We start from the raw sequence: 25,830 nt of genomic DNA on the forward strand, positions 1-25,830 counted from the left end.
CATGAGGGCCCGCCGCCCACTTTTCATTCAGGCGGTGCGGGAGCTTCTGTAAACCGAGACGCCCAGTTCCCTGATCTTCTTGCGCAGGGTGTTGCGGTTGAGGCCGAGAAGATCAGCTGCCTTGATCTGGTTGCCGCGCGTTGCCGTGAGTGCCGCGAGGATCAGCGGATATTCCATTTCCGTCAGCACGCGGTCATAGAGTCCGGGCGGCGGCAGGTTTTCGCCGAAGCCCGAGAAATAGGTGCGCATGTTCTCCTCGACGGCCTGGGCGATCGTCATCGAGCCGCTGCGCATCGGACCCTTGTCGATCGGGCTGTCGGGCACGTCGGAGCGAAGCTCCGCGTCGATGATTTCGCGGGTGATGATATCCTGCGGATAGAGCGCCATCAGGCGACGGATGAGGTTTTCCAACTCGCGGACATTGCCCGGCCAGGCATAGGCCTTCATCAGGTCCAGCGCTTCCTGATCGAAGCGCTTGGAGCCGAGGCCTTCCTTCTCCGCCTGCTGGATGAAATGGCGCACGAGATCGGGAATATCCTCGGCGCGGTCGCGCAGCGGCGGCAGGCGCAGTGGCACGACGTTGAGACGATAATAGAGGTCCTCGCGGAAGAGGCCCTGGTTGATCGCCTGTTTCAAATCCTTGTTGGTGGCGGCGACGATGCGCACGTCGGTGCGGATCGGCGTGCGGCCGCCGACGGTGGTGTATTCACCCTGCTGCAGCACGCGCAGGAGCCGGGTCTGGGCGTCCATCGGCATGTCGCCGATCTCGTCGAGGAACAGCGTGCCGCCTTCGGCCTGCTCGAAGCGGCCGGTCGAGCGGGTCTGCGCGCCGGTGAAGGCGCCTTTCTCATGGCCGAAGAGTTCCGATTCGATCAGGTCGCGCGGGATCGCCGCCATGTTGATCGCCACGAAGGGGCCGTTGCGGCGCTTGCCGTAATCATGCAGCGCGCGGGCGACGAGCTCCTTGCCGGTGCCGGATTCGCCGGTGATCATCAGCGTCAGGTCCGTCTGCATCAGCCGGGCGAGCACGCGGTAGATTTCCTGCATCGCCGCCGACCGTCCGACGAGCGGCATGCCATCCTGCATGTCCTCTTCGAGCTTGGCCGGCTTGCGCTTCGGCTCGGCGAGCGCGCGGCCGATGATGCCGATCAGCTCGGTGAGATCGAAGGGCTTCGGCAGATAATCGTAGGCGCCCTTCTCCGAGGCCTTGATGGCGGTCATGAAGGTGTTCTGCGCGCTCATGACGAGGACGGGCAGATCGGGACGCGCCTTCTTGATGCGCGGCAGCAGATCGAAGGCGTTTTCGTCAGGCATCACCACGTCGGTCACGACCAGATCGCCCTCACCCGCCGAAATCCAGCGCCAGAGGGTAGCGGCGTTGGAGGTGATGCGAACGTCATAGCCGGCGCGGCTCAAAGCCTGGTTGAGCACGGTGCGGATGGCCGCATCATCATCTGCAACGAGGATCGTAGCTGTCATCGAGAAGGTCCTGTCGAGCTTGCGGAAGAGGCGTCTTCGAGCGAGGCGTCCTTCGACGCCGGCATGAGGACGCGGAATGTCGTGCGGCTGTTCTGGCTGTCGCATTCGATGATGCCGCCGTGATCGCCGATGATCTTGGCGACCAGCGCCAGGCCGAGGCCGCTGCCGTTGGTCTTGGTGGTGATGAACGGATCGAAAAGATGGGGCAGCAGATCGGCGGGAACGCCGGGGCCATTGTCGTGGACGCAGAATTCGAGCGGCAGCGAGATTTTCTCGCGCGTGCCGGCGACCGAAAGACGGATGCCGGGACGATAGGCCGTCGTCAGCAGGATCTCGCCATCCGGCCGATCGCCGACCGCTTCGGCAGCATTTTTCACCAGATTGAGGAAGACCTGCACGAGCTGGTCGCGATTGGCATAGACGGCCGGCAGCGACGGGTCGTAACTCTCGGTCACGCGGATGTTGCGGGCAAAACCCGCCCTGGCGACGGCCTTCACATGATCGAGCACGGAATGGATGTTGACCGGCATGCGGTCGACCGGACGTTCGTCGGAAAAGACTTCCATGCGGTCGACGAGCGAGACGATCCGGTCGGTTTCGTCGCAGATCAGCCGGGTCAGCGCCCGGTCGTCGTCGACTGCGGATTGTTCGAGCAGCTGGGCGGCGCCGCGGATGCCGGAGAGCGGGTTCTTGATCTCATGCGCCAGCATCGACGCGAGGCCGGTCACCGAACGGGCGGCGGCGCGATGCGTCAGCTGCCGGTCGATCTTGTCGGCCATCGAGCGTTCCTGAAAGACGATGACGACGGCGCCGGGTTCGCTGAGCACCGGGGCGACGTAGAGATCGACGAGCTTGTCCTGGCCGAGGCGCGGCGAACTCAGGTCGACGCGATATTCGTTGACCGGCGCCTTGCGCTCGCGCACCTGCTCGATCAGGGCGAGCAGCGGGCTGCCGAAGGGAATGAAGGTCGAGATGCGGTAACGCGCCAGATGCGAAGCGCTGGCGCCGAAGAAGGCCTCCGCCTCCCAATTGGCGAAAACGACGAAGCCTGATTCGTCGACCATGACGACGGGGTTCTGGATGGCGTTGAGCACGGCCATGGCGACGGTTCCGCCGGCCTGATCGGGCGGAGAAGTCGTATCCTTCGTCATGCCGCCTCCCGGCTGTCGACAACACCCGATGCCAAAGCCTCGTAAAGGCGCGCGGCCACTTCACGCGGCTCGCGCGAGGTCATGATCGCAGCCTTGTCGCCGCCGGCAAGATCAGCGGCGAAACGCTCGAGATACCAGCCGAGGTGCTTGCGGGCGTGGCGGATCGCCACCGCCTCGCCGTAGAAATCGAGCATCATCCGATAATGTTCGACGGCAATATCGGCAATGTCTTCGCGTCGCGGCTCCGCTCCACCGGCGAGCACACCGGCATGCCACGGCCTGCCCTGGCAGCCCCGGCCGATCATGACGGCATCGGCGCCGGAGCGGCGTAGGATTTCCTGCGCATCCGCGGGGTTTTCGACATCGCCATTGGCGATCAGCGGGATCGAGATGACGTCGCGGACGGGACGGATCGCGTCCCAATCGGCGCGGCCTTCATAGAATTGCATGCGGGTGCGCCCGTGAATGGTCACGAGCTGAATGCCGGCCGCCTCGGCGCGGCGCGCGATCTCGGGCGCGTTGATCGAGTTCTCATCCCAGCCGAGGCGCATCTTCAGCGTCACGGGAATATCGACGGCCTTGACCGTCGCCTCGATGAGCCCGAGCGCGTGATCGGGATCGCGCATCAGCGCCGAGCCGGAATAACCGCCGATCACCTTCTTTGCCGGGCAACCCATATTAATGTCGATCATATCGGCGCCGTGATCGGCAGCGATCTTCGCCGCTTCCGCCATCCAGTGGGCCTCCCGGCCGGCAAGCTGCACCATGTGCGGCCGGAAGCCCGCTGCTCTCAGCCGCGACCAGGATTCGGCCGTGTCGTTGACCAGTTCGCGGCTCGCCACCATTTCGGTGACGACGAGGCCGGCGCCGAAGCGCCAGGCGAGCTCGCGGAAAGGCATGTCCGTGACGCCGGACATTGGCGCCAGCACAACACGGTTCCGCACCGATACGGGTCCTATTCGGAAAGGCGCTGCGAGGTCCTTGGAAATCAAATGATTATCTTTCGGGCACACTGTGGAAGTGCATGATTTTTAGCCATTGTTCCCCGCCTTGCCAAGGGGGCTGTGATCGAAATCGATATTTTTCGGGCAGATGCTGGAAAAGGCCAAAGCAAGACGTTAGAGCACTCGGGTCAATTCCGCATATTTTAGGGGATTTATGCTGCAAATGCCTTCCAAGCAACCGATATCGGCTGGAATTGTCATCGTCGCCGCCGGCCGCGGTGAACGTGCAGGCTCCTCCAAGGAAGGCCCCAAGCAGTATCGCATGATCGGCGGCAAGCCGGTTATCGTGCATACGCTTGAAAACTTCATGACATGGGAGCCGGCAACTGAGATCGTCGTCGTCATTCATCCCGAAGACGAGGCACTGTTTGCAAGAGCATTGCGCCATATCATCTCGGCAACGCCGATCGAAACGGTGTATGGCGGGCCGACCCGGCAGCAATCCGTGCTTGCCGGCCTCAGGCATCTCAAGAACAAACAAATCACACATGTGCTGATCCACGACGCCGTACGGCCGTTCTTCGACCATGTGCTTCTCGACCGCATTGCCGAAAGCCTCGACAATGGCGCGCAGGCGGTGCTGCCGGCAATCCCGGTCACCGACACGCTGAAACGCGCCGACAGCGCCGGCACCGTGCTGGCGACGGTTTCGCGCGAGCATCTCTATGCGGCGCAGACGCCGCAATCCTTCGCCTTCGAAACGATCCTCGATGCGCATGAGAAGGCGGCGGCAAGCGGGCGAAGCGATTTCACCGACGACGCTTCGATCGCCGAATGGATGGGCATTCCGGTGACGATCGTCGCGGGGACGGCCGATAACGTCAAGCTGACGGTGAAGAAGGATATCGCCATGGCGGACGACAAGCTATCGGCCTCGCAGCTTCCGGACGTGCGCACCGGCAACGGTTACGACGTGCATCAGCTTGAAGCGGGCGACGGCGTCACACTTTGCGGCGTGTTCATTCCGCACGACCAGAAGCTCAAAGGTCATTCGGATGCCGACGTCGCGCTGCACGCGCTGACGGACGCGCTGCTTGCCACCTGCGGCGCCGGCGATATCGGCGATCATTTCCCGCCGTCCGACCCGCAATGGAAGGGGGCGGCGTCGCGCATCTTCATCGAGCATGCCGCCCGGATCGTGCGCGAGCACGGCGGCACGATCATGAATGCCGATGTCTCGCTCATTGCCGAGGCGCCGAAGGTCGGGCCGCATCGCGAGAGCATGCGGGCGAGGCTGTCGGAGTATCTCGGCATCGATATCGAGCGCTGCTCGGTCAAGGCGACGACCAACGAGACCATCGGCTTCGTCGGCCGGCGCGAAGGCATCGCGGCAATCGCCACGGCGACCGTCGTCTATCGCGGGGGGAAACGATGAGCCTTTTTCCCGAGGATATCCTTTCGGCGGCGCAGACGATCATCCGTGACTTCACGGCCGCAGAGCTGATGATCTCGACCGCCGAATCCTGCACGGGCGGACTGATATCGGGCGCGCTGACCGAGATATCCGGCTCATCGGCCGTCGTCGACCGCGGCTTCGTTACCTATACGAATAGGGCAAAGATCGAGCTGCTTGGCGTGCAGGAGGCAACGCTGTTGCGCTTCGGGGCGGTCTCCGAGGAAACGGCGCGGCAGATGGTGCATGGCGCCCTCTTCCGCTCGCGCGCCGATATCGCCGTCGCCGTCACCGGCATTGCCGGCCCCGGCGGCGGGTCGGCGGGAAAACCGGTCGGCCTCGTGCATCTCGCCGCCAAGTCACGCAGCGGCATGCTCATTCACCAAAAGATGTTTTACGGCGATATCGGCCGCAGCGAGGTTCGGCTGGCAACGGTCCGGACGGCGCTGGAGATGGTGCGCTCGCTGCTGGCCGGCTGACGGACGCCGGCAATCGCCGCATCAGGCCGGCGCGTAGATCCTGCTTGCCCTGGTCTCGAAGGCTTCGGTGAACATGCGGAAGGCGCGGTCGAACATCGAGCCCATCAATGCCCCGAGAATGCGGCTCTTGAACTCGTAGTCGATGAAGAAATCGACGGTGCAGCCGCCGGTCGGCGTCTCGGCGAAATGCCAGCGATTGTCGAGATATCGGAACGGGCCGTCGATATATTTGACCTCGATGACGTGCTCGGCCCGGTTCAGCAGCACCTGCGTCGTGAAGGTCTCGCGGATCGCCTTGTATCCCACCGTCATGTCGGCGACGAGCAGGACCTTGCCATCGCGCTCCTTGCGGCTCCTGATGGCGAGCGCTTCGCAGAGCGGCAGGAATTCCGGATAGCGCTCGACGTCGGCAACGAGGTCGAACATCTGATCGGGCGTGTGCGGGACGGGACGATGGGTTTCGAATTGCGGCATAGGCGGCAATTAAGCGGCTGCGGCAAGAAGATCAAGAAGCGCGCGCATCTGACGGCGGGATTTTAGCTGGAACACGGGCACATCAGGACCATGTTCAGCAATGCCGGCAGTGATGCGCGGTACGAATTTCTCCTCGAATGTCCAGATGAAGCGCAGGAATTCCAAATCGATCTTCTCGGGACAGCCCGGTGCCATTTCCGGGCGGTTGCGACCGATCCATTTCGCCCATCGGCTGATTGCGCCCCAGATACAGAGAAGTCGGGGCATACGGACCCAGAGGACAAAATCGGTCCGCGGCATGCGAATGTCCAACGAGGATGGATTGGTGCCGTCCATGATCCAGCGTTCCTCGAGGATTCGGCTGGCGATGATACGCCGTTGCTCCGCCCTGTCTCGCGTCACCCAGCCGGGAAGCCAAAATACGTCGCGGTCGAGCGAGATATAGGAAAGCCCGAAGCGTCTAGCAATCTTCAACGAAAGAGTGGATTTTCCGCCACCGGAGCAGCCCACCACGAGGATGCGTCCGGCTCTTCGGATGCGCTCCGCCGCCTGCTTAAGGTCGGTGATCTGCTGATGCGGTAGCAACTCTGCTCTGTGGTCCATCGGGTCATCCTCGGTCCGTCTGCGCCAAAGGCTGCCCCTCACCCTAACCCTCTCCCCGTAAACGGGTAGAGGGGACGTGCCTTGCGAGACGCTGGCGAGGGATGGAGAGGTTGCTGCATATCCCCTTCGCCCCGCAAGCGGGGAGAAGGTGCCGGCAGGCGGATGAGGGGCAGGCGGCGATCTCGAGGGCGGAGATATTCTCCTATCGCGGCACCCGAACCTTACTCAGCCGCCATCAGCAGCTTCTTCTCCCGCGCCGCCCGCAACCGGGCGAAGTCATCGCCGGCATGATGGGAGGAGCGGGTCAGCGGGCTGGAGGCGACCATCAGGAAGCCCTTGCTATAGGCGACCGTCTCGTAGGACTTGAACTCGTCCGGGGTGACGAAGCTTTCGACCTTGTGGTGCTTGCGGGTCGGCTGCAGGTATTGGCCGATCGTCAGGAAATCGACATCGGCGGTGCGCAGGTCGTCCATCAGCTGCAGCACCTCGTTGCGCTCCTCGCCGAGGCCGACCATGATGCCCGATTTGGTGAACATGGTCGGATCGAGTTCCTTCACCCGCTGCAGCAGCCGGATGGAATGGAAATAACGGGCGCCGGGGCGAACCGTCAGATAGTTGCCGGCGACCGTTTCCATGTTGTGGTTGAAAACGTCGGGCTTGGCGGCGACGACGCGCTCCAGCGCGCCCGGCTTCTTCAGAAAGTCCGGCGTCAGGATTTCGATCGTCGTTGCCGGCGAAGCCGCGCGGATCGCCCAGATCACCTTTTCGAAGTGTTCGGCACCGCCGTCCTCCAGGTCGTCGCGGTCGACCGAGGTGATGACGACGTGGGATAGGCCCATCTCCTTGACCGCCTTGGCGACGTTCTCCGGCTCGGCCATATCGAGCGCGTTCGGCTTGCCGGTGGCAACGTTGCAGAAGGCGCAGGCGCGCGTACAGATCTCGCCCATGATCATGAAGGTGGCGTGCTTCTTGTCCCAGCACTCGCCGATATTCGGGCAGCCGGCTTCCTCGCAGACGGTGACGAGCTTGTGCTCCTTCACGATCGCCCGGGTCTCGGCGTAACCCTTGGAGGTCGGCGCCTTGACGCGGATCCAGTCCGGCTTGCGCATGACCTCGGTATCCGGCCGATGCGCCTTCTCGGGATGGCGCACGCGCTTGGCTTCGGGATTGATCGTGTCGAGAATGGTCACCATTGCAGTATCAGCCTTCCGCCGCCCTTAAAGCGGCATCATCTCTTGGATCTAAAGCGCGTCGCGATCTTTCAGATTCGCTCCTCGCGCTTTAGCTCCTTGTTTTTGCGCATGTCGTTGCCGCAAAACCGCTGCACACTTTTGCGCGACATGCTTTAGCGCCGCACCAGCCGCGCCAGGAATATCAGCAGGCAGGCGCCGAGGAAACCCGTCACGAAATAACCGAGCCGTCCGCCGGCGAGCTGGACATGGAACTGAGCGAGGATGGCAGTGGCGACGATCGAGCCAACAATGCCGAGCACTATGTTCAGGAAAATCCCGTACCGCGCCTCCATCAGCTTGCCGGCGAGCCAGCCTGCAAGCCCGCCGATGATGATTGCCGAAATCCAGCCCATGCCTTCCATGCCTGCCCTTACCCTTAAGCGACCGCCCTGGCGATCAGCACCACGATGATGGCGCCGACGGTGGCGTGGATGATCTGCACGACCAGCGCATTTTCAATGCCCAGCGAAATGCCGAGCGCGCTGAACAGATAACCGCCGACGAAGGCGCCAATGATGCCGCTCAGCAGACATCTGATCAAGCCGCCGCCACCGACGACCAGACTTGCGAGGAAGCCTGCAACCAGGCCGATCAGCAAAAACACCAGCAACGCCTGCGTCTCCATAGACATGATAATTTCCTTTCGTTTTTTCCAGCCCCCGAGGGATGGCCTAGGCCATCCCGGATGACGGCTTCGCCGCCTCTGCGGGACGGCTTGCCGCCCTGGGATAGAGGGCAGCCGTGGAAATTATCAAGCGTTCAGCACGCGGCCATAGGCATCGAGCACCGCTTCCTTCATCGTTTCGGAAACGGTCGGGTGCGGGAAGATGGTGTGCATCAGTTCTTCCTCGGTCGTCTCCAGATTCATTGCGACGACGAAGCCCTGGATGAGTTCGGTGACTTCGGCGCCGACCATGTGGGCGCCGAGCAGTTCGCCGGTCTTCTTGTCGAAGATCACCTTGACCATGCCCTGGTCTTCGCCGAGCGCGATCGCCTTGCCGTTTGCCGCGAAGGAGAAGCGACCAACGCGGATGTCACGGCCCAACTCCTTGGCCTTGGCTTCGGTGAGGCCGACGGAGGCGACCTGCGGGTTGCAATAGGTGCAGCCCGGGACCTTGCCCTTGTCGGTCGGATGAACATGCGGCAGACCGGCGATCTTCTCGACGCAGACGACGCCTTCATGCTCGGCCTTGTGCGCCAGCATCGGCGGGCCGGCAACGTCGCCGATCGCGTAAATGCCGGCGACATTGGTCTTGCCGTGCCCGTCGGCGACGACGCAGCCGCGGTCGGTCTTGATGCCGAGCGCCTCGAGGCCGAGATCTTCGATATTGCCCTGAACGCCGACGGCCGAAATCATCCGGTCGGCGGTGATCTGCTGCACCTTGCCGTCTGACGTCTCGACATGGGCGGTGATGCTGCCCGCACCCTTCTCGACCTTCGTCACCTTGGCGCTGGTGAAGATCTTGAGGCCGCGCTTTTCAAGCTGCTTGCGGGCGATGGCGGTGATTTCGGCATCTTCGACCGGCATGATGGTCGGCATGACTTCGACAACCGTCACGTCGACGCCCATCGAGCGGTAGAAGCTGGCGAATTCGATGCCGATCGCGCCCGAGCCCATGACGATCAGCGACTTCGGCAGCGCATCCGGCTTCAACGCCTCGAAATAGGTCCAGATCAACTTGCCGTCGGGCTCGATGCCGGGCAGCGCGCGCGGGCGGGCGCCGGTGGCGATGATGATGTGCTTGGCGGTGTAGGTGCCCTCGCCCTTGACATTCTTCGGCAGCGGGTGCTGCGGCTCGACCACGGGCTTCGACGACTTGCCGACGACGATCTCGCCGGGCTTGGTAAGTTTTCCCTCGCCCCAGATGATGTCGATCTTGTTCTTCTTCATCAGGAAGCCGACGCCGGCATTGAGACGGGCGGAGACGGCGCGCGAGCGGCCGACGACGGCCTTGGCATCCGGCTTGACCGTGCCTTCGAGAACGAGGCCGAAATCCTTAAAGTGGTTGGCGTGATCGAGCACCTCGGCCGAGCGCAGCAGCGCCTTGGTGGGTATGCAGCCCCAGTTCAGGCAGATCCCGCCCATATGCTCGCGCTCGACGATCGCGGTCTTGAGCCCGAGCTGAGCGGCGCGGATGGCGGCGACATAGCCGCCGGGACCGGAGCCGATGATGATGACGTCGTAGGATTCAGCCATGTGTTTCCTGCCCTTGTTATGCTGCGCTGCGGGTCATGAGCACCCACGCGTGGCTCTTGCTGTTTTCGAAGAGCGGCACGGCATCGGCGCGCGCAGCCTCCAGAAATCCGTTTCTTCCATAAAGCGACAAAGCCGCTTCGTTATCACTTGCGGTAATCAGGCTGACGGGGCGGCGATCGGCCCTGTCGATCTGATCCTCCAGCAGCCTGCGTCCGATGCCGATGCCGCGCAGGTGGCGATAGACGCCGAGACTGCCGATGAACCAGCTTCCCACAACCGTTTTCTGCAAGGCGAGCATCGGCTCGGTCGCCGGGATGGTCGCCTCGATATCACCTATGCCGTCCTCCAGCGCATGGCCGATCGCCACACCGGCGACTTCGCCGTAGGCCTCGGCGATGACGGAATCCCGCCAGCCGCCGACAGCTTCCTCCTCGCTCATCTTCAGCCGGCCCTGCTCCAGCGGCGTGTCGCTGACGCCATTCGCCACATCGGCGCACCAGAGCCAGGAGGCAAAACCGTGCGAAGCAATATCCGCCAGGATCGCCAGCTCCGAGGCATCCCGCCGTGAGGCCTGCCGCAGCGCGATGAAGGCGGTCATTGTCAGATCCCCAGCATCATCCGCACGATCGATTCCAGCCCGCGCCCGAGCGCCCGCGTATTCTCCGCATCGAGATGGATGCCATCGATCGGCGTGGTCCTCGCGACGGAATTGCCGTCGAAGAAACCGCAGCCGAGTTCGTCGGCAAGATCACGATAAAGCGTGGCAAGCTTTGCCGATTCGTCGATGCCGCCGGGAAAGGACGCGGCGAAGGGCACATTGCCCGTCGCGCAGATCGCCGGCGGCGCCACGATCAGGATCTCCGGCCCATCGAATTCGAAGGGCCAGGCATGATTGCGGATCAGCCGCACCAGCCGGCTGATGCCCTGGCAGGCGGCAAAGGCCGAACCCGCCACGACCGGCTTCATGTCATTGGTGCCGAGCAGGAGAATGACGAGATCGAGCGGCGCATGCGTCTGCAGGATCGTCGGCAGGACGCGCGCACCGTTGCGGTCGCAATCGGCGAGGTGGTCGTCGAATGCGGTGGTGCGACCGTTCAGCCCTTCGGCGATGACGCGCGCCTCGCTGCCGAGCGCTGCCTGAAGCACGCTCGGCCAGCGGTTTTTGTACTCATGACGGCCGATCGTGTCGGCGTCATAACCCCAGGTCAGCGAGTCGCCATAGCAAAGAACGGTCTTGGTCATTTCCGCCTCCGCCCAGCTATCAGACAAGCATGCCCATCGGGTTTTCGATGTAGGCCTTGAAGGCCTGGAGCAGCTCGGCGCCGAGCGCACCGTCGACGCAGCGATGGTCGGTCGACAGCGTGACCGACATCACGGTGGCAATCGCCATTTCGCCGTTCTTGACGACGACCCGCTGCTCGCCGGCGCCGACCGCGAGGATCGTTGCATGCGGCGGGTTGACGACGGCGGCGAAGTTCTTGACGCCCATCATGCCCATGTTCGAGACCGAGCTGGTGCCGCCCTGATATTCCTCGGGCTTCAGCTTGCGGTCCTTGGCCCGCTTGCCGAGATCGCGCATCTCATTGGAGATGACGGACAGCGTCTTCTGCTCGGCCTTGCGGATGATCGGGGTGATCAGGCCGCCCGGGATCGAGACGGCGACGCCGACATCGGCGTGCTTGTGCTTGACCATGTTGCTGTCAGTCCAGGAGACGTTGGCATCCGGTACGTCACGCAGTGCCAGCGCCATGGCCTTGATGACCATGTCGTTGACCGAGAGCTTGTAGGCCGGGGCGTTGTCCTTGCGGGGAGCAGCGTCGTTCAGCTGGGCGCGCAGCGCCATCAGAGCATCGAGCTCGCAATCGACAGAGACGTAGAAATGCGGGATCGTCTGCTTGGATTCGACCAGGCGTCGGGCGATCGTCTTGCGCATGCCGTCATGCGGCACGAGTTCGTAGGAGCCCGGCTCGAAGAGCTTGAGCACGGCGTCCTCGGAAGCGCCCTTCGGCGCTGCGGCCGGAGCCGGAGCGGCAGCCTGCGGGGCAGCAGCGGCCGGCGCGGCGGCAGGTTTGGCGCCACCACCGGCAACGGCGGCTTCGACGTCGCTCTTGACGACGCGGCCATGCGGGCCGGAGCCGGCGACAGCCGAAAGATCGATACCGGCTTCCTTGGCGAGCCTGCGGGCGAGCGGAGAAGAGAAGGCGCGGTTGCCGTTTGAGGAAACCGCCGCGGGTGCGGCGGCAGGCGCCGGCGCTGCACCCGCAGCAGGTGCAGCCTCGGCCTTCGGTGCCGGTGCGGCCTCGGCCTTCGCCGGAGCGGCGGAGCCCGCACCGCTTGCGGCAGCCGCGACATCCTCGCCATCGGCGGCGAGAACGGCGATCAGCGCATTGACCTTGACACCTTCGGTGCCGGCGGCAACGACGAGCTTGGCGACCGTGCCTTCATCGACGGCTTCGACTTCCATCGTTGCCTTGTCGGTCTCGATCTCGGCGATCACATCGCCAGACTTGACCGTATCGCCTTCCTTGACCAGCCATTTGGAAAGATTGCCTTCTTCCATGGTCGGAGAGAGGGCGGGCATCGTGATATTGATCGGCATCGAGATACCCTCCCCTTATTTGTAGCAAACAGCCTTCACCGCATCGACGACTTCGCCGACGTTCGGAAGCGCCAGTTTTTCGAGATTGGCGGCGTAGGGCATCGGCACGTCCTTGCCCGCGATCGTCAGGATCGGCGCATCGAGATAGTCGAAGGCCTGCTGCATGACGCGGGTGGCGATTTCGGTGCCGACTGAAGATTGCGGATAACCTTCCTCGACGGTGACGAGGCGGCCGGTCTTCTTCACCGATTCGATCACGGTCGGGAGATCCATCGGGCGGATAGTGCGAAGGTCGATCAGTTCGACGTCGATGCCGATCTTCTCGAGTTCGGCAACCGCCTTGGTCGCATAGGTCATGCCGATGCCGAAGGAGACGACGGTGACGTCCTTGCCCGGACGATGGATGCGGGCCTTGCCGATCGGCAGGACGAAATTATCGAGCTTCGGCACGTCGAAGTGCTGGCCGTAGAGAATTTCGTTTTCCAGGAAGATGACCGGGTTCGGATCGCGAATCGCAGCCTTGAGCAGGCCCTTTGCGTCGGCTGCCGTGTAGGGCATGACGACCTTCAGGCCGGGGATCGCGCTATACCAGGCGGCATAGTCCTGGCTGTGCTGAGCGCCGACGCGGGCGGCTGCACCGTTCGGGCCACGGAAAACGATCGGCGCGCCCATCTGGCCGCCGGACATATAGAGCGTCTTGGCAGCCGAGTTGATGATGTGGTCGATCGCCTGCATGGCGAAATTGAAGGTCATGAATTCGACGATCGGGCGAAGGCCGGCCATGGCGGCGCCGACGCCGACGCCGGCAAAGCCGTGCTCGGTGATCGGCGTATCGATGACGCGGCGGGGGCCGAATTCCTGCAGCAACCCTTGCGTGACCTTGTAGGCGCCTTGATATTCGGCGACTTCCTCGCCCATGACGAAGACATCTTCGCTGGCGCGCATTTCCTCGGCCATGGCGTCACGGAGCGCTTCGCGCACCGTCATCGACACCATTTCGGTGCCGGCCGGAATTTCCGGGTCGTTCGGCACGACGGCCTTCGGCTCGGCCGGAAGCGGTGCGGAAGCGGAACCGGCATTGGTCGGCTTTTCTTCCTGGGCAACCGCCGGCGCGGCAGCGGCGGCCGGCTTGGCGGCGGAGATATCGGCGGCGGATTCGCCGTCCTGCAGCAGCACGGCGATCTTGGTGTTGACCTTGACGCCTTCGGTGCCGGCATCGACGAGCAGCTTGCCGATGACGCCTTCGTCGATGGCTTCGACTTCCATCGTCGCCTTGTCGGTTTCGATTTCGGCAATCACGTCGCCGGAGGTGACCTTGTCACCTTCCTGTTTCAGCCATTTGGACAGCGTGCCTTCTTCCATCGTCGGAGAGAGGGCGGGCATGAGGATATCGATAGGCATGGGTTCCCTCCCCGATTAGAGCAGAATGTCGGTGTAGAGCTCGGATGCATCCGGCTCCGGATCGGCCTGGGCGAAATCGGCGCTGTCTGCGACGATATCGCGGACATCCTTGTCGATCGCCTTCAGATCGTCTTCGGAAGCCCAGCCCTTTTCGACGAGGCGTGCTTTCACCTGTTCGATCGGGTCATGTTCGGAGCGCATCTTCTGCACTTCGTCCTTGGAGCGATACTTCGCCGGGTCGGACATGGAGTGACCGCGATAACGATAGGTCAGCATTTCGAGAATGATCGGACCCTTGCCGGAACGGCAATGTTCGAGCGCTTCGTCGGCCGCCGCCTTGACGGCGCGAACGTCCATGCCATCGACCTGAATGCCGGGGATACCAAAGCCGGATCCACGCAGCGAGTAATTCGACTGGGCGGTGGCGCGCGCCGTCGACGTGCCCATGGCGTAGCGGTTGTTCTCGACGATATAGACAATCGGCAGCTTCCAGAGGGCTGCCATGTTGAAGCTCTCGTAGACCTGGCCCTGGTTGGCGGCACCGTCGCCGAAATAGGCGATCGAGACATTGCCGTTGCCGCGGTAATGATTGGCAAAGGCAAGACCGGTTCCGAGCGAAACCTGGGCGCCGACGATGCCGTGGCCGCCGTAGAAATGCTTCTCTTTCGAGAACATGTGCATCGAGCCGCCCTTCCCGTGGGAATAGCCGCTGCGGCGGCCGGTCAACTCCGCCATGACGCCGCGCGCTTCCATGCCGGTTGCCAGCATGTGGCCGTGATCGCGATAGGCGGTGATGACCTGGTCACCTTCCTTCTGCGCCATCTGCATGCCGACGACGACAGCTTCCTGACCGATGTAAAGGTGGCAAAAGCCGCCGATGAAGCCCATGCCGTAAAGCTGGCCGGCCTTCTCCTCGAAGCGGCGGATCAGCAGCATCTCGCGATAGGCCTTGAGCTCCTCATCGCGATCGAAGTCGGCTACCGGGCCTCCATTCGATGCCTTGGCTGCCGGTTTCGCTGCAGTTTTGCGGCTGGAAACGGTCGCGGTCTTTCGCGGCGCCATTCAACCCTCCCTATGGGTTTGTCGTTTCTCGGTGGCGCGTACCATAGGGAAGAAATAAGACCACAGCAATGCCATAATTGCATGGCTCGTATTCGGTGCTAAATTATTGGAAATACAACGAAAATTCCAATTAACCGAATTCCGGTTAATTGGAGTAATGGTTGAATATGACGATCTCGTCCGCGCGCGACATATTGAGCTGATAGCGCGCTTTTTCGTCCAGCATATCCTTGTCGAGCGAGCCATCACTCAGCAGCGCGACCTGATTTTCCAGATGTTCGCGCTTTGCCTTCAAGATCGCAAGCTCTTTCTCACGCGCGACACGCTGATGCTCGAACGTTTCCGTTGCGCGCAGTCCGTAATCGCCGTGAATGCAATGATAACCGAAGTAGGAAAGGAAGGCGACCGTCATGGCCGGAATGACGAAACGGCCGATCTTTCTCTTCTTATGATGCTTTGTCCACATACACGCATGCTCTTGAACGCATTACCAATTCATTCAGCATAACGCTCAGAGATTAACCGTTCGTTGACCGTAAATACGGGCAACAAAAAACCCGCGCCGGGAGGCGCGGGTTACGTGGTCGAAAGCAGATTCGATCAGCCGCGGATGATCGAGCGGCCGGCATACTGAGCCTGAGGGCCGAGGCCTTCCTCGATGCGGATCAGCTGGTTGTACTTGGCGAGACGGTCGGAACGCGACAGCGAGCCGGTCTTGATCTGGCCGCAGTTGGTAGCGACCGCGAGGTCGGCGATGGTCGAATCTTCGGTTTCGCCGGAGCGGTGCGACATGACGGCGGTATAGGCTGCCTTGTGCGCCGTGTTGACGGCGTCGAGCGTTTCCGTCAGCGAGCCGATCTGGTTGACCTTGACGAGGATCGAGTTGGCGACGCCCATGCGGATGCCGTCGCGAAGACGGGCGGAGTTGGTGACGAAGAGATCGTCGCCGACGAGCTGGGTCTTCTTGCCGGTCAGGTCGGTCAGCGTCTTCCAGCCATCCCAGTCGTCCTCGGCCATGCCATCCTCGATCGAGATGATCGGGTACTTGGCCGCGAGCTCGGCCAGATATTCGGCCATGGCGCCCGATTCGAGCGTGCGGCCTTCGCCTTCGAGAACATATTTGCCGTCCTTGAAGAACTCAGTCGAGGCGCAATCGAGGCCGAGGCACATGTCGTCGCCCGGCTTGTAGCCGGCCTTTTCGATCGACTTCATGATGAAGTCGAGGGCTTCAGGCGCGCTCTTCAGACCCGGAGCAAAACCACCTTCGTCGCCGACATTGGTGTTGTGACCCTGGGCGGCGAGTTCCTTGCGCAAGGTATGGAAGACTTCCGAACCCATGCGCACGGCTTCAGCGATCGTGTCGGCGCCGACCGGCAGGATCATGAATTCCTGGAAATCGATTGGATTGTCGGCATGGGCGCCGCCGTTGATGATGTTCATCATCGGCACCGGAAGCAGGCACGCGGACGCGCCGCCGACGTAACGGTAGAGCGGCAGGCCGGAGGCCTGGGCGGCAGCCTTGGCGACGGCCAGCGACACGCCGAGAATGGCGTTGGCGCCGAGGCGCGACTTGTTCGGCGTGCCGTCGAGCTCGATCATGATGTTGTCGATCTGGATCTGGTTTTCGGCATCGATGCCGCCGATCGCGTCGAAGATCTCGGTATTGGCCGCATCGACCGCCTTCTGCACGCCCTTGCCGAGGTAGCGCTTGCCGCCGTCGCGCAGCTCGACCGCCTCATGCGCGCCCGTCGAAGCGCCCGAGGGAACGGCCGCGCGGCCCATGCTGCCGTCTTCGAGATAGACATCGACTTCGACGGTGGGGTTGCCACGGCTATCGAGAATCTCGCGGGCGATGATATCGGTGATTGCAGTCATGGGTTCTTCCTGCTCGGTGGGTGATCAATCGTTCGAAGCCTGTCATAATCGAAGGCGTGCAAATTACAATGGCGCATTGCACACCTTCGATCTGCATGTCTGATCGTCGCTATAGCACGAACATGTCAGGCTTTTGACTGTCAGCCCTTGGCGACGGCATCGAAGGCCAGCAGCTTTTCCAGCAGCCGCGGCATGTCCTTGAGATAGACCATGTTCGGGCCGTCGGACGGTGCATTGTCCGGGTCCTGGTGGGTTTCGACGAAGACGCCGGCAATACCGGTCGCTACCGCTGCGCGCGCCAGCGTTTCCACGAATTCCCGCTGCCCCCCGGAGGAATCGCCCTGCCCGCCCGGCTGCGCCACGGAATGGGTCGCATCGAAAACGACGGGGGCGCCCATCGACGCCATGATTGGCAGCGAGCGCATGTCGGAAACCAACGTATTATAGCCGAAGGAGGCGCCGCGTTCGCAGAGCAGCACGTTCGGATTGCCGCTGGCGTTGAGCTTCTTCAGTACGTTCCTCATGTCCCAGGGGGCGAGGAACTGGCCCTTCTTGACATTGACGGCACGGCCGGTCTCGGCGGCGGCGATCAGAAGGTCGGTCTGACGGCAGAGGAAGGCCGGAATCTGCAGGACATCGACCACCTTTGCCACTTCGGCGCATTGCTCGGCGGTGTGAACGTCGGTCAGGACCGGAAAGCCGAATTCCTTCTTGAGATCGGCAAAGACCTGCATGCCCTTTTCAAGCCCGATGCCGCGCTCGGCCGACAGCGAGGTGCGGTTCGCCTTGTCGAACGAACTTTTGTAGACGAGGCCGATGCCGAGCTTGGCGCAGAGCTCTTTGAGCGTCCCGGCAACCATGAAAGCGTGGTCGCGGCTCTCCATCTGGCACGGGCCGGCAATCAGCGACAGGCGGCCGGTATTGGAGAAGGTGACCTGGCCTGCGCCCTCGCCGATCCTGACTTCAGAATTCGTATCAGTGCTCATCGTGTTTCCTCGAAGGCGAAGAGCGTGCCCTGCCCGGGCGCCGGCTTCACCAGAATGCGATTGTTCTTGCGCGTGTAGGTCACTCCGTTAGCAGCCAAATGCGCTTCTGTCACGGCAAGATCGGCGACAGTGAAGAGGATAGCCCGGCCGCGCAGGCCGCGGTCGGCGGATGAGACGGCGATCTCGAAATAGGCCTCCAGCCCCTCCGGGGTCATCAGGCTGATTTTCGCGTTCGGCGCGGCGATATTGACGCCGAAACCGGTTTTTTCGACGGCCGACTGCGCAGCGGCAAGGCCGACGAAGGCCGCGAATGCGGCGGGTTCCGGCGCGCAAAGCGCAATCTCGGCAATGCCTGTTACGCCATTGGCATGCGTCTCCAGCGCGCGGCGGTCGGACGGCAGCGGATTGATGCGCTCGACGCTGAAGAGGAAGAAATCCGGCGCGCGCAACTCAGCGGCAAAGGCCAGCTTGAAGCCGGCAATGGTCTCGAAACCATCAGGCATTTTCATCGGTCGGCTGAACTGCAGCATCTCGCCGGCGCTCGATCCGCTGCCGGCGAAGTGGCGATGATCGCGGCCGGCATCGCTGGTGGCAAAGGCCACCGCGGAAAGCCCCTCCTCGCCGCAACGGAAGCGGAAGGCTCGGTTGCGGGCAGTGAAGACATTGCCTTGCCGCGCCGACGCCTCGCTCTCTTCGACGCTGGCGATACCAAGCGGCTCCAGATAGGTCTTGTCGGCAAAGAAGACGCAGGCATTCTCCGTGCCGAAGGGATGGCGGGCATCGGCGGCAACGGTGAAGCCGAGCTTGCCGAGCCGCTCGCGAGCCAGATCGATATTGACGACGGGCAGCACCACATGATCCAGCGGGTGCGGTTTGGCGGAACGCTCGTTCATCATATCCCTCCCTCAAACGACAAGAGATGTGCGACAGCGCCACCCCCATTGCAAGACATGTGTGCCAATCCGGCGAATGAAAATAAAAATCTCAACGAGTTGGCGGCAAGTTTTACGGAAATTTAGCACCTTGCGGAACACATATGGAACATATAGTGTCTGTTCTGGATTTGTTTCAATCAGGGGTCACACGCCGATGCTCACGCGCAAACAACAGGAGCTTCTCCTTTTCATTCATGAGCGCATGAAGGAATCCGGCGTTCCGCCTTCTTTCGACGAGATGAAGGATGCCCTGGATCTGGCCTCGAAATCCGGCATTCATCGCCTGATTACGGCGCTCGAGGAACGCGGATTCATTCGCCGCCTACCGAACCGCGCCAGGGCGCTCGAGGTCATCAAGCTTCCCGAAGCCTATAGCCCCAGCATCCAGCCCCGGCGCGGCTTTTCGCCAAGCGTCATCGAGGGCAGCCTTGGCAAGCCCCAGCCGGCTGCTGCCCCCGCGCCTGCAAAACCCGTCGCCGACAACGGCAACTCGGTCTCGGTGCCGGTCATGGGCCGAATCGCTGCCGGCGTTCCGATCTCGGCGATCCAGAACAACACCCATGACATCGTTGTTCCCGCCGACATGCTTGGCTCCGGTGAACATTATGCGCTGGAGGTCAAAGGCGATTCGATGATCGACGCCGGCATCTTCGATGGCGACACGGTGATCATCCGCAACGGCAGCACCGCAAGCCCCGGCGACATCGTCGTTGCCCTCGTCGATGACGAGGAAGCGACACTGAAGCGCTTCCGCCGCAAGGGCGCCTCGATCGCACTTGAAGCGGCCAACCCGGCTTACGAGACCCGGATCTTCGGGCCGGACCGCGTCAAGGTGCAGGGCAAACTCGTCGGCCTCATTCGCCGCTATCACTGACACCGGACAGGCCGGATTCGGTAAAACTGTTGCTGCGCCAGTCATAGGCGCGCTGGCGCATCCACGGCCGCGACAGCGTTTCGAATGCGGTTGCGACCTCCAGGCCGGCATCCGCGAAACGCAACTCGACGGAACCGGTCCTGCGCAGCGTCTCACCGGTGAAGAGCGTCGCGCCTGAGCGGCAGCTGTTGAAACGCAGACGGACCGGCGTCACGACGATATCGGCCGAATCGCAGGCCGGACCGAGATAAGCGGCATTGTCGATGATGGTTACCACACGGCCATTGCCAAGCCTCGATGTGCACCAGGCCTTCTTGACGCAGGAAAAGCGGTTTGTTTCTCCGCCCGCGGCAGCCGCCCGCATTGCTGTCCTTGCTTCATTCTGCTGCTCGCGGGAAAGCCTGACGCGGCGGTCTTCTCCCTCCGGTGGGATAGCGGGGCCATCCAGCATCTTCGGCGGGTGATGGGTCGGCAGGACCAGCGCTCTTTGCCACTGGTCGAAGATGAAATCCGGCGGGTTTTCACGATTGGAAGCCATTGCCGCGGTCTCGACGAGCGCGACCAGACCGCCGTCCTCCGAAATCACCAGATCCGGCGGCCGCGGAACCGGCAGAATCAGCACCAGAAGCGTCGAGACGGCGAGGATCGATGTGCCGGCATGGCGAAGCCGGGTACGCAGCAACGTCAGCAGCAGGAAGCCTGCCACGGCGACGGCGAAATACCAGGCGGGCAAGCGGCCGACGCCGATATCGCCGCCCCAGCCGGACACCGTCTTGGCGACTGCGATCACCAGATCGAGCCCGAAGCCGACCACCTTCCAGAGCGGAGCGTCCAGACCGAACGGCATGAGCAACATCGCCAGCAGCCCGGCCGGCATGACGATGAAGGAGATGATCGGCATCGTCGCGAGGTTTGCCGGCAGGCCGTAAGCGGTCAGGCGATGAAAATGCTCGATCGAAAACAGCGCCGTGGAGAAGCCGCCGATCAGCGAGGTCAGGAAGACGCCGCCGAAGAAACCGGCGACCGCAACGACCGGCCGGAAGACCGGCAACTTCAGCCAGGCGTTTTCGCGGATGCGCCGGTCTTTCCACAGCTGATAACCCGATACCAATGCCAATGTCGCGGCAAAGGACATCTGGAAGCTCGGACCCAGGACTTCGGAGGGCGAAATGGCAATGATGACAAGGGCCGAGAGAACGACATTGCGCAGGCTGATCGACGGCCGATCGAAGAAGACGGCGATCAGCATGATGGCCATCATGATAAAGGCGCGTTCAGCCGAGACCCCGAAGCCGGAGATCAGGTAGTAAGCGGTGACGGCGATGAGCGCGCCTGCTGCGGCGATCTTCTTGGTCGGATAAGCCTGGGCAACGCCCGGAAAGAGGCTGAGCAGCATCCGGAAGCCGACGAAGAAGATGCCGGCCGACAGCGCCATGTTGAGGCCGGAGATCGCAACAATATGAGCAAGACCGGACTGGCGCAGCGCTTCCGTCGTCGCATTCGAGATGGCGCGCCGCTCGTCGGTCACCAGTGCAGCGGCAAAAGCGCCGGTATCGCCGGGCAGGATCGACCGAATGCGGTCGCCGATGCGGCTGCGCAGTTGGTAAAGCCATTCGAGCATTGCTTCCGATGTCGATCTTGCCGGCTGCGGGCCTGCCTGCAGATCGGCTTTCTCCGGCGCGCCATAGAAGAAGCCGTTTGCGCCGATGCCGTCGAAGTAGGCACTGAAGGAGAAATCGTTGAGCTCGGGCAGCGCTGGGCCCGCCGGCGGCGTCAGCCGCGCCCTGCCGGTGATGATGTCGCCGATCTCGAAAGGTGTATCGGCGCCGCGGACGATCGCGGTGATGCGTCCCGGCCACCGCTTCAGCTCCGGCTTCTCCGTCCCGGTGACGGAAAGGATGTAGCGCCAGCGCCCACGGCCATCACCTTCCCGCCGTTCGACACGGCCGGTCACCGTCGTCGTCACGGATGAATCGAGCATCACGGTCGAAGCCCGCCAGCTCTCGAATTGGGCCGAGAGCATGCCGCATGCGAAAAGCGCCAGCGCCATGAAGCTGGCCCGCAACACCGGCCGGCTGGGGCCGGCGACGAGAACCACGACCGCCGGCGTCGCCAGGCAGAGCAGCGATGCGATGAGGGGAAAATCCGACGGCGCCAGAAACCAGAAGGCCGCCCCGGCGCCGAGGAAGACCGGCGAGAACAGCAGCAGTCGGCCATGGTCGGTCTCCTCGCCCAGCATGCGGATTCCGGCACGCAGCGATTGCGAGGCCGCGGCCGGCAGCCGGTGGCGCAACGGCATCGCAGACTGCGTCCTTGCCGGCCGATTCACCACGGCGGGCGCGGAAAAACCCGGGGAATCGGCCAAGCCGGCGCCCGCTTCCGGCCGCAATTCGACTGTCGTCAATTCCTCCATGTCCCGCCCAACATCACCCGCACCCGCGGCCAGAATGCAACCTTCAATCAAAACGAGCAAGAATAATCGATTGAAATATGAGGGAAAATCGCCACCGCCAAAAGAGCAGTCGAATCATTGGCTTCCGCTATGCGCGCGGCTCATCGCTGCAGTGCCTAAAAGGTGATACCGCAATGCACAAAATGCCGTCACGGTAACTTGGCATTAGCTTCGCGATCATATAGCTATCGGTGAGGACGCTTAACCCCTATGGCGCTTTTATGGCGCCACCGCCATTTCGGAGGATCAGCATGACGGATCAAAGCGCTACAATAAAAATCGGTGACAAATCTGTCGACCTAGCCGTCAAGAGCGGCACGATCGGCCCGAGCGTCATCGATATCGGTGCCCTCTACAAGAACACGGCTTCCTTCACTTACGATCCGGGTTTCACCTCGACTGCATCCTGTGAATCGAAAATCACCTATATCGACGGCGACGAAGGTGTGCTGCTGCACCGCGGCTATCCGATCGAGCAGCTGGCCGAGCATGGCGACTTCCTCGAAGTCTGCTACCTGCTGCTCTACGGTGAACTGCCGACCACCGCGCAGAAGAAGGATTTCGATTATCGCGTCACGCACCATACCATGGTGCACGAGCAGATGAGCCGCTTCTTCACCGGCTTCCGCCGCGATGCGCATCCGATGGCCGTCATGTGCGGCTGCGTCGGCGCGCTGTCGGCTTTCTATCACGACTCCACCGACATCACCGATCCGCACCAGCGCATGGTCGCCAGCCTGCGCATGATCGCCAAGATGCCGACGCTTGCCGCCATGGCCTACAAGTACCATATCGGCCAGCCCTTCGTTTATCCGAAGAACGATCTCGACTACGCCTCGAACTTCCTGCGCATGTGCTTTGCCGTGCCTTGCGAAGAATATGTGGTCAATCCGGTGCTTGCCCGCGCCATGGACCGCATCTTCATACTGCATGCCGATCACGAGCAGAACGCCTCGACCTCGACCGTCCGTCTCGCCGGCTCGTCGGGCGCCAACCCGTTTGCCTGCATCGCAGCCGGCATCGCCTGCCTCTGGGGCCCCGCCCATGGCGGCGCGAACGAAGCAGCGCTCAACATGCTGCATGAGATCGGCTCCGTCGATCACATTCCGGAATATATCGCCCGCGCCAAGGACAAGAACGATCCGTTCCGCCTGATGGGCTTCGGTCACCGCGTATACAAGAACTACGATCCGCGCGCCAAGATCATGCAGAAGACGACGCATGAAGTGCTCGGCGAGCTCGGCATCAAGGACGATCCGTTGCTCGAAGTGGCGATGGAGCTGGAGCGCATCGCGCTCACCGACGAATATTTCATCGAAAAGAAGCTCTATCCGAACATCGACTTCTATTCCGGCATCACGCTGAAGGCGCTGGGCTTCCCCACGACCATGTTCACCGTGCTCTTCGCGCTTGCCCGCACCGTCGGCTGGATCGCCCAGTGGAACGAGATGATCGAGGATCCGGAGCAGCGCATCGGCCGTCCGCGCCAGCTCTATATCGGCGAACCGAAGCGCGACTACATCCCGGTTTCGAAGCGCTGATCGCTTCGGCCAATATATCGGCTAGAGAAGAAGAAAACCCGGTCAGAGACGACCGGGTTTTTTCTTGTTCAGCACCTCGAGCAGGATTTCGGCGGCATGTTCGCCAGGCGGTTTTTCCGTCTGCATGCGCTGCCAGATGAGATCATAGCCTTCCTTCATCGCCTTGAGCTGGTAGGTGTCGGCCGACAGCCTTTCCATCCAGCGGGCGAGGCTTGCGCCGCGAACGACGTCGTTCAGATATTCCGGGACGACGGCGTAATCGGCAATCAGGTTCGGCAGTGCGCCAGTCCAAGTCTTGATGCTTGACGTCAGCAGACGCATGATCCAGTCGACCTTGTAGGCGGAGACGACGGGAACATCGGCAAGCGCCAGTTCAAGAATGACGGTTCCGGATGCAGCCATCGCCGCATCGGCTTCAGCGAAGGCCTTCCATTTAGCTTCAGCGCCGACAACGATCTCCGGCTTGACCGCCCATCCCGCCGTCAGTTGGCGGACAAGCGCTTGCCTGTGCGTCACCGTCGGCAGAACAAAGCGCGTCGGCCCATTGCGGGCGACAAGTTCGCTTGCTGCCACCTCGAAATGCGGCAGAAGCTTCTGGATTTCGGAGGAGCGTGAGCCGGGCAGAAGCAGGATTGGGCCGTTGCCGGGCTGCCTGCCGGCGCGCCGGCGCCGGGTCTCCAAGAGCGCGAGGTCGGCGGTCAGGCGATGGCCGACATAGGTGGTCGCCGGTCCGCCAAGGCGCTGCATCGCCGCCGGCTCGAAAGGCAGGACGGCGAGCACATGATCGACATAGTCGAGCATGCGCGTGGCGCGATATTCCTTCCAGGCCCAGACGCTCGGACAGACGTAATTGACGACAGGCAGATCGGGCAGCGCAGTACGGACGCGCTTTGCGACGCGATGGGTGAAATCCGGGCTGTCGATAATGAGGAGGATGTCAGGCCTTGCAGCGACGATGGCAGCGGTGGTCCGGCGGATCAGGCTATACAGTTTTGGAAGCCGGCTCAGCACCTGGGTAATGCCCATGATCGACAGCTCGGAGAAATCGAACAGGGATCGCAAGCCCTCGGCCTGCAGCCCCTCGCCGCCGACGCCGACAAGTTCCAACGGTCCGGTGTGGACCCGCTTCAGGGCGGCGATGAGATCGGCACCGAGCAGGTCACCCGATACCTCACCGGCAATGACGGCGATCTTCAGGGGCGCCGCGTTCATTCGAGCCCCCATGCCGGCAGCCCGCGATCGATGCCGCAGACAAAGAGCCCTGCCTCGTCGGCGGCCTTGATGACGGCGGGGCGATCGAGCACCAGCGAGCGGCCGGCCTCTACAGCGATGCCGCCGAGACCAGCTTTTTTTGCGTTCAGGATGGTGGAAACGCCGATCGCCGGCAGGTCGGCGCGGATATCCTGCTGCGGCTTGCAGAGCTTGACGAGCGCGCCGCGGCGCCGCGGCGAGATGCGCCCGGCGGCTCTGAGACCCGCGACACGGTCCAGCATCTCATCCGTGCCCTCAAGACCCTCCAGCGCGACGACACGCCCGCCGATGCTGATCGCGCCCTGCCCGACATCGAGCCGGCCGAGCATGTCGGCGGCTTCGGCGGCGCGGCGGATATCGCGCCGGTCCTCCTCACTGGGCGTTGTCGCGCCAAGCGGACCGACAGAGGCAAGCAGATCGGGGGCGATTTCATGCGCGCCGACAACCCGGCGGCCGTTTCCCTCGATCAGCCGGATGACCATTTGCAGAACCGTGTCGTCGCCGCCGGAAAGCAGCGTGCGGATGGCGGCCGGCACTTTCATCAGAATGCGCAGTGTCGGACGCACCTCGCGCCATTCCGGCCGGCGGGCGACGCTGCCCGACATCACGACACGGCCGACACCATAACGGCTGAGCAATCCATCTAGAGCTGCGAAATCGCCGATGCCGATGACGGCGTGGTCATAGTCTTCCCAGCGCCGGTCGCTTTCGTCCTTCAGGGCGACGATGACGGGATTTTCACCCGCCGCACGCGCGGCTTCGGCGACATAGGAAGGCAGAAGACCGCCGCCGGCAATGATCGCCAGCCGGCCCGCAGCGGTGTCGCCTGATAAAGCCACGGA

Annotated in this window: 25 protein-coding genes; 4 read left to right on the plus strand and 21 right to left on the minus strand. The window is 62.7% G+C overall.

Annotated elements, in window-relative coordinates; genetic code table 11:
• Positions 1-27: 27 nt before the first annotated feature.
• The 3 genes from ntrC to dusB are packed head-to-tail and all read right to left on the minus strand — an operon-like array spanning position 28 to position 3,643.
• On the minus strand, positions 28-1,479 hold the full coding sequence (gene ntrC / locus FHX14_RS08975) for a nitrogen regulation protein NR(I) (protein ID WP_003586635.1): 1,452 nt from the start codon (positions 1,477-1,479) through the stop codon (positions 28-30).
• On the minus strand, positions 1,476-2,630 hold the full coding sequence (locus FHX14_RS08980) for a nitrogen regulation protein NR(II) (RefSeq protein WP_184376910.1): 1,155 nt from the start codon (positions 2,628-2,630) through the stop codon (positions 1,476-1,478). The genes ntrC and FHX14_RS08980 overlap by 4 nt, the downstream gene beginning before the upstream one ends.
• The gene (dusB, locus tag FHX14_RS08985; RefSeq protein WP_184376911.1) at positions 2,627-3,643 is read right to left on the minus strand and encodes a tRNA dihydrouridine synthase DusB; all 1,017 of its coding nucleotides are present in this window, start codon (positions 3,641-3,643) and stop codon (positions 2,627-2,629) included. Before dusB ends, FHX14_RS08980 begins: the two co-directional genes overlap by 4 nt.
• 145 nt (positions 3,644-3,788) lie before the next feature.
• Here dusB and FHX14_RS08990 point away from each other — a divergent pair, with 145 nt between their 5' ends.
• Positions 3,789-5,009, plus strand: coding sequence for a bifunctional 2-C-methyl-D-erythritol 4-phosphate cytidylyltransferase/2-C-methyl-D-erythritol 2,4-cyclodiphosphate synthase (locus FHX14_RS08990; RefSeq protein WP_184376912.1), 1,221 nt, complete (start codon positions 3,789-3,791; stop codon positions 5,007-5,009).
• Positions 5,006-5,506, plus strand: coding sequence for a CinA family protein (locus FHX14_RS08995; protein ID WP_184376913.1), 501 nt, complete (start codon positions 5,006-5,008; stop codon positions 5,504-5,506). The genes FHX14_RS08990 and FHX14_RS08995 overlap by 4 nt, the downstream gene beginning before the upstream one ends.
• Before the next feature lie 21 nt (positions 5,507-5,527).
• Here FHX14_RS08995 and FHX14_RS09000 read toward each other — a convergent pair whose 3' ends face one another.
• The 15 genes from FHX14_RS09000 to FHX14_RS09070 form a co-directional block, all read right to left on the minus strand.
• Entirely contained in the window at positions 5,528-5,980 is a 453-nt protein-coding gene (locus tag FHX14_RS09000) for a type II toxin-antitoxin system RatA family toxin (RefSeq protein WP_184376914.1), read from the minus strand.
• A 9-nt stretch (positions 5,981-5,989) separates the two neighbouring features.
• Positions 5,990-6,583: an AAA family ATPase gene (locus tag FHX14_RS09005; protein ID WP_184376915.1), complete on the minus strand. Its 594-nt coding sequence runs from the start codon at positions 6,581-6,583 to the stop codon at positions 5,990-5,992.
• A 221-nt stretch (positions 6,584-6,804) separates the two neighbouring features.
• Positions 6,805-7,776: a lipoyl synthase gene (lipA, locus tag FHX14_RS09010; protein ID WP_184376916.1), complete on the minus strand. Its 972-nt coding sequence runs from the start codon at positions 7,774-7,776 to the stop codon at positions 6,805-6,807.
• Positions 7,777-7,928: 152 nt separating this feature from the next.
• On the minus strand, positions 7,929-8,177 hold the full coding sequence (locus FHX14_RS09015) for a GlsB/YeaQ/YmgE family stress response membrane protein (RefSeq protein ID WP_179610625.1): 249 nt from the start codon (positions 8,175-8,177) through the stop codon (positions 7,929-7,931).
• A 14-nt stretch (positions 8,178-8,191) separates the two neighbouring features.
• Positions 8,192-8,446 carry a GlsB/YeaQ/YmgE family stress response membrane protein gene (locus tag FHX14_RS09020; RefSeq protein WP_003539329.1) on the minus strand — a complete coding sequence of 85 codons (255 nt, stop codon included), beginning with the start codon at positions 8,444-8,446 and terminating at the stop codon, positions 8,192-8,194.
• Between the two features lie 120 nt (positions 8,447-8,566).
• Positions 8,567-10,012: a dihydrolipoyl dehydrogenase gene (lpdA, locus tag FHX14_RS09025; protein ID WP_184376917.1), complete on the minus strand. Its 1,446-nt coding sequence runs from the start codon at positions 10,010-10,012 to the stop codon at positions 8,567-8,569.
• A gap of 16 nt (positions 10,013-10,028) precedes the next feature.
• Positions 10,029-10,610 carry a GNAT family N-acetyltransferase gene (locus FHX14_RS09030; protein WP_179610627.1) on the minus strand — a complete coding sequence of 194 codons (582 nt, stop codon included), beginning with the start codon at positions 10,608-10,610 and terminating at the stop codon, positions 10,029-10,031.
• Between the two features lie 2 nt (positions 10,611-10,612).
• Positions 10,613-11,254 carry an SGNH/GDSL hydrolase family protein gene (locus tag FHX14_RS09035; RefSeq protein ID WP_003586651.1) on the minus strand — a complete coding sequence of 214 codons (642 nt, stop codon included), beginning with the start codon at positions 11,252-11,254 and terminating at the stop codon, positions 10,613-10,615.
• 19 nt (positions 11,255-11,273) lie between these two features.
• A complete protein-coding gene (locus FHX14_RS09040; RefSeq protein WP_184376918.1) occupies positions 11,274-12,611 on the minus strand; it encodes a pyruvate dehydrogenase complex dihydrolipoamide acetyltransferase in 1,338 nt (445 codons plus the stop codon).
• 15 nt (positions 12,612-12,626) lie between these two features.
• Positions 12,627-14,012: a pyruvate dehydrogenase complex E1 component subunit beta gene (locus tag FHX14_RS09045; protein ID WP_184376919.1), complete on the minus strand. Its 1,386-nt coding sequence runs from the start codon at positions 14,010-14,012 to the stop codon at positions 12,627-12,629.
• Between the two features lie 15 nt (positions 14,013-14,027).
• Positions 14,028-15,074 carry a pyruvate dehydrogenase (acetyl-transferring) E1 component subunit alpha gene (gene pdhA, locus FHX14_RS09050; protein ID WP_164009483.1) on the minus strand — a complete coding sequence of 349 codons (1,047 nt, stop codon included), beginning with the start codon at positions 15,072-15,074 and terminating at the stop codon, positions 14,028-14,030.
• A 145-nt stretch (positions 15,075-15,219) separates the two neighbouring features.
• A complete protein-coding gene (locus FHX14_RS09055; protein WP_003586657.1) occupies positions 15,220-15,540 on the minus strand; it encodes a septum formation initiator family protein in 321 nt (106 codons plus the stop codon).
• A 134-nt stretch (positions 15,541-15,674) separates the two neighbouring features.
• Positions 15,675-16,949, minus strand: coding sequence for a phosphopyruvate hydratase (eno, locus tag FHX14_RS09060; RefSeq protein WP_003586659.1), 1,275 nt, complete (start codon positions 16,947-16,949; stop codon positions 15,675-15,677).
• A 140-nt stretch (positions 16,950-17,089) separates the two neighbouring features.
• The gene (gene kdsA, locus FHX14_RS09065; protein ID WP_012557559.1) at positions 17,090-17,935 is read right to left on the minus strand and encodes a 3-deoxy-8-phosphooctulonate synthase; all 846 of its coding nucleotides are present in this window, start codon (positions 17,933-17,935) and stop codon (positions 17,090-17,092) included.
• Positions 17,932-18,828 (minus strand): VOC family protein, encoded by an 897-nt coding sequence (locus FHX14_RS09070; protein ID WP_012557558.1) that lies wholly within the window; start codon positions 18,826-18,828, stop codon positions 17,932-17,934. Before FHX14_RS09070 ends, kdsA begins: the two co-directional genes overlap by 4 nt.
• Before the next feature lie 196 nt (positions 18,829-19,024).
• Between FHX14_RS09070 and lexA the strand changes: the two genes are divergently transcribed.
• Positions 19,025-19,744 (plus strand): transcriptional repressor LexA, encoded by a 720-nt coding sequence (gene lexA / locus FHX14_RS09075; protein WP_003579060.1) that lies wholly within the window; start codon positions 19,025-19,027, stop codon positions 19,742-19,744.
• Here lexA and FHX14_RS09080 read toward each other — a convergent pair.
• Positions 19,725-22,157: a ComEC/Rec2 family competence protein gene (locus tag FHX14_RS09080; RefSeq protein WP_184376920.1), complete on the minus strand. Its 2,433-nt coding sequence runs from the start codon at positions 22,155-22,157 to the stop codon at positions 19,725-19,727. The two genes, lexA and FHX14_RS09080, sit on opposite strands and share 20 nt — an antisense overlap.
• A gap of 290 nt (positions 22,158-22,447) precedes the next feature.
• Between FHX14_RS09080 and gltA the strand changes: the two genes are divergently transcribed.
• Positions 22,448-23,737: a citrate synthase gene (gene gltA / locus FHX14_RS09085; RefSeq protein WP_003586663.1), complete on the plus strand. Its 1,290-nt coding sequence runs from the start codon at positions 22,448-22,450 to the stop codon at positions 23,735-23,737.
• Between the two features lie 42 nt (positions 23,738-23,779).
• On the opposite strand, the gene lpxB is transcribed toward gltA, so the two are convergent.
• Positions 23,780-24,949 carry a lipid-A-disaccharide synthase gene (gene lpxB, locus FHX14_RS09090; protein WP_184376921.1) on the minus strand — a complete coding sequence of 390 codons (1,170 nt, stop codon included), beginning with the start codon at positions 24,947-24,949 and terminating at the stop codon, positions 23,780-23,782.
• Positions 24,946-25,827, minus strand: coding sequence for an LpxI family protein (locus FHX14_RS09095; RefSeq protein WP_012557555.1), 882 nt, complete (start codon positions 25,825-25,827; stop codon positions 24,946-24,948). Before FHX14_RS09095 ends, lpxB begins: the two co-directional genes overlap by 4 nt.
• Positions 25,828-25,830 lie beyond the last annotated feature (3 nt).

It is taken from the genome of Rhizobium sp. BK619 (assembly GCF_014195245.1).
Taxonomy (GTDB): domain Bacteria; phylum Pseudomonadota; class Alphaproteobacteria; order Rhizobiales; family Rhizobiaceae; genus Rhizobium; species Rhizobium acidisoli.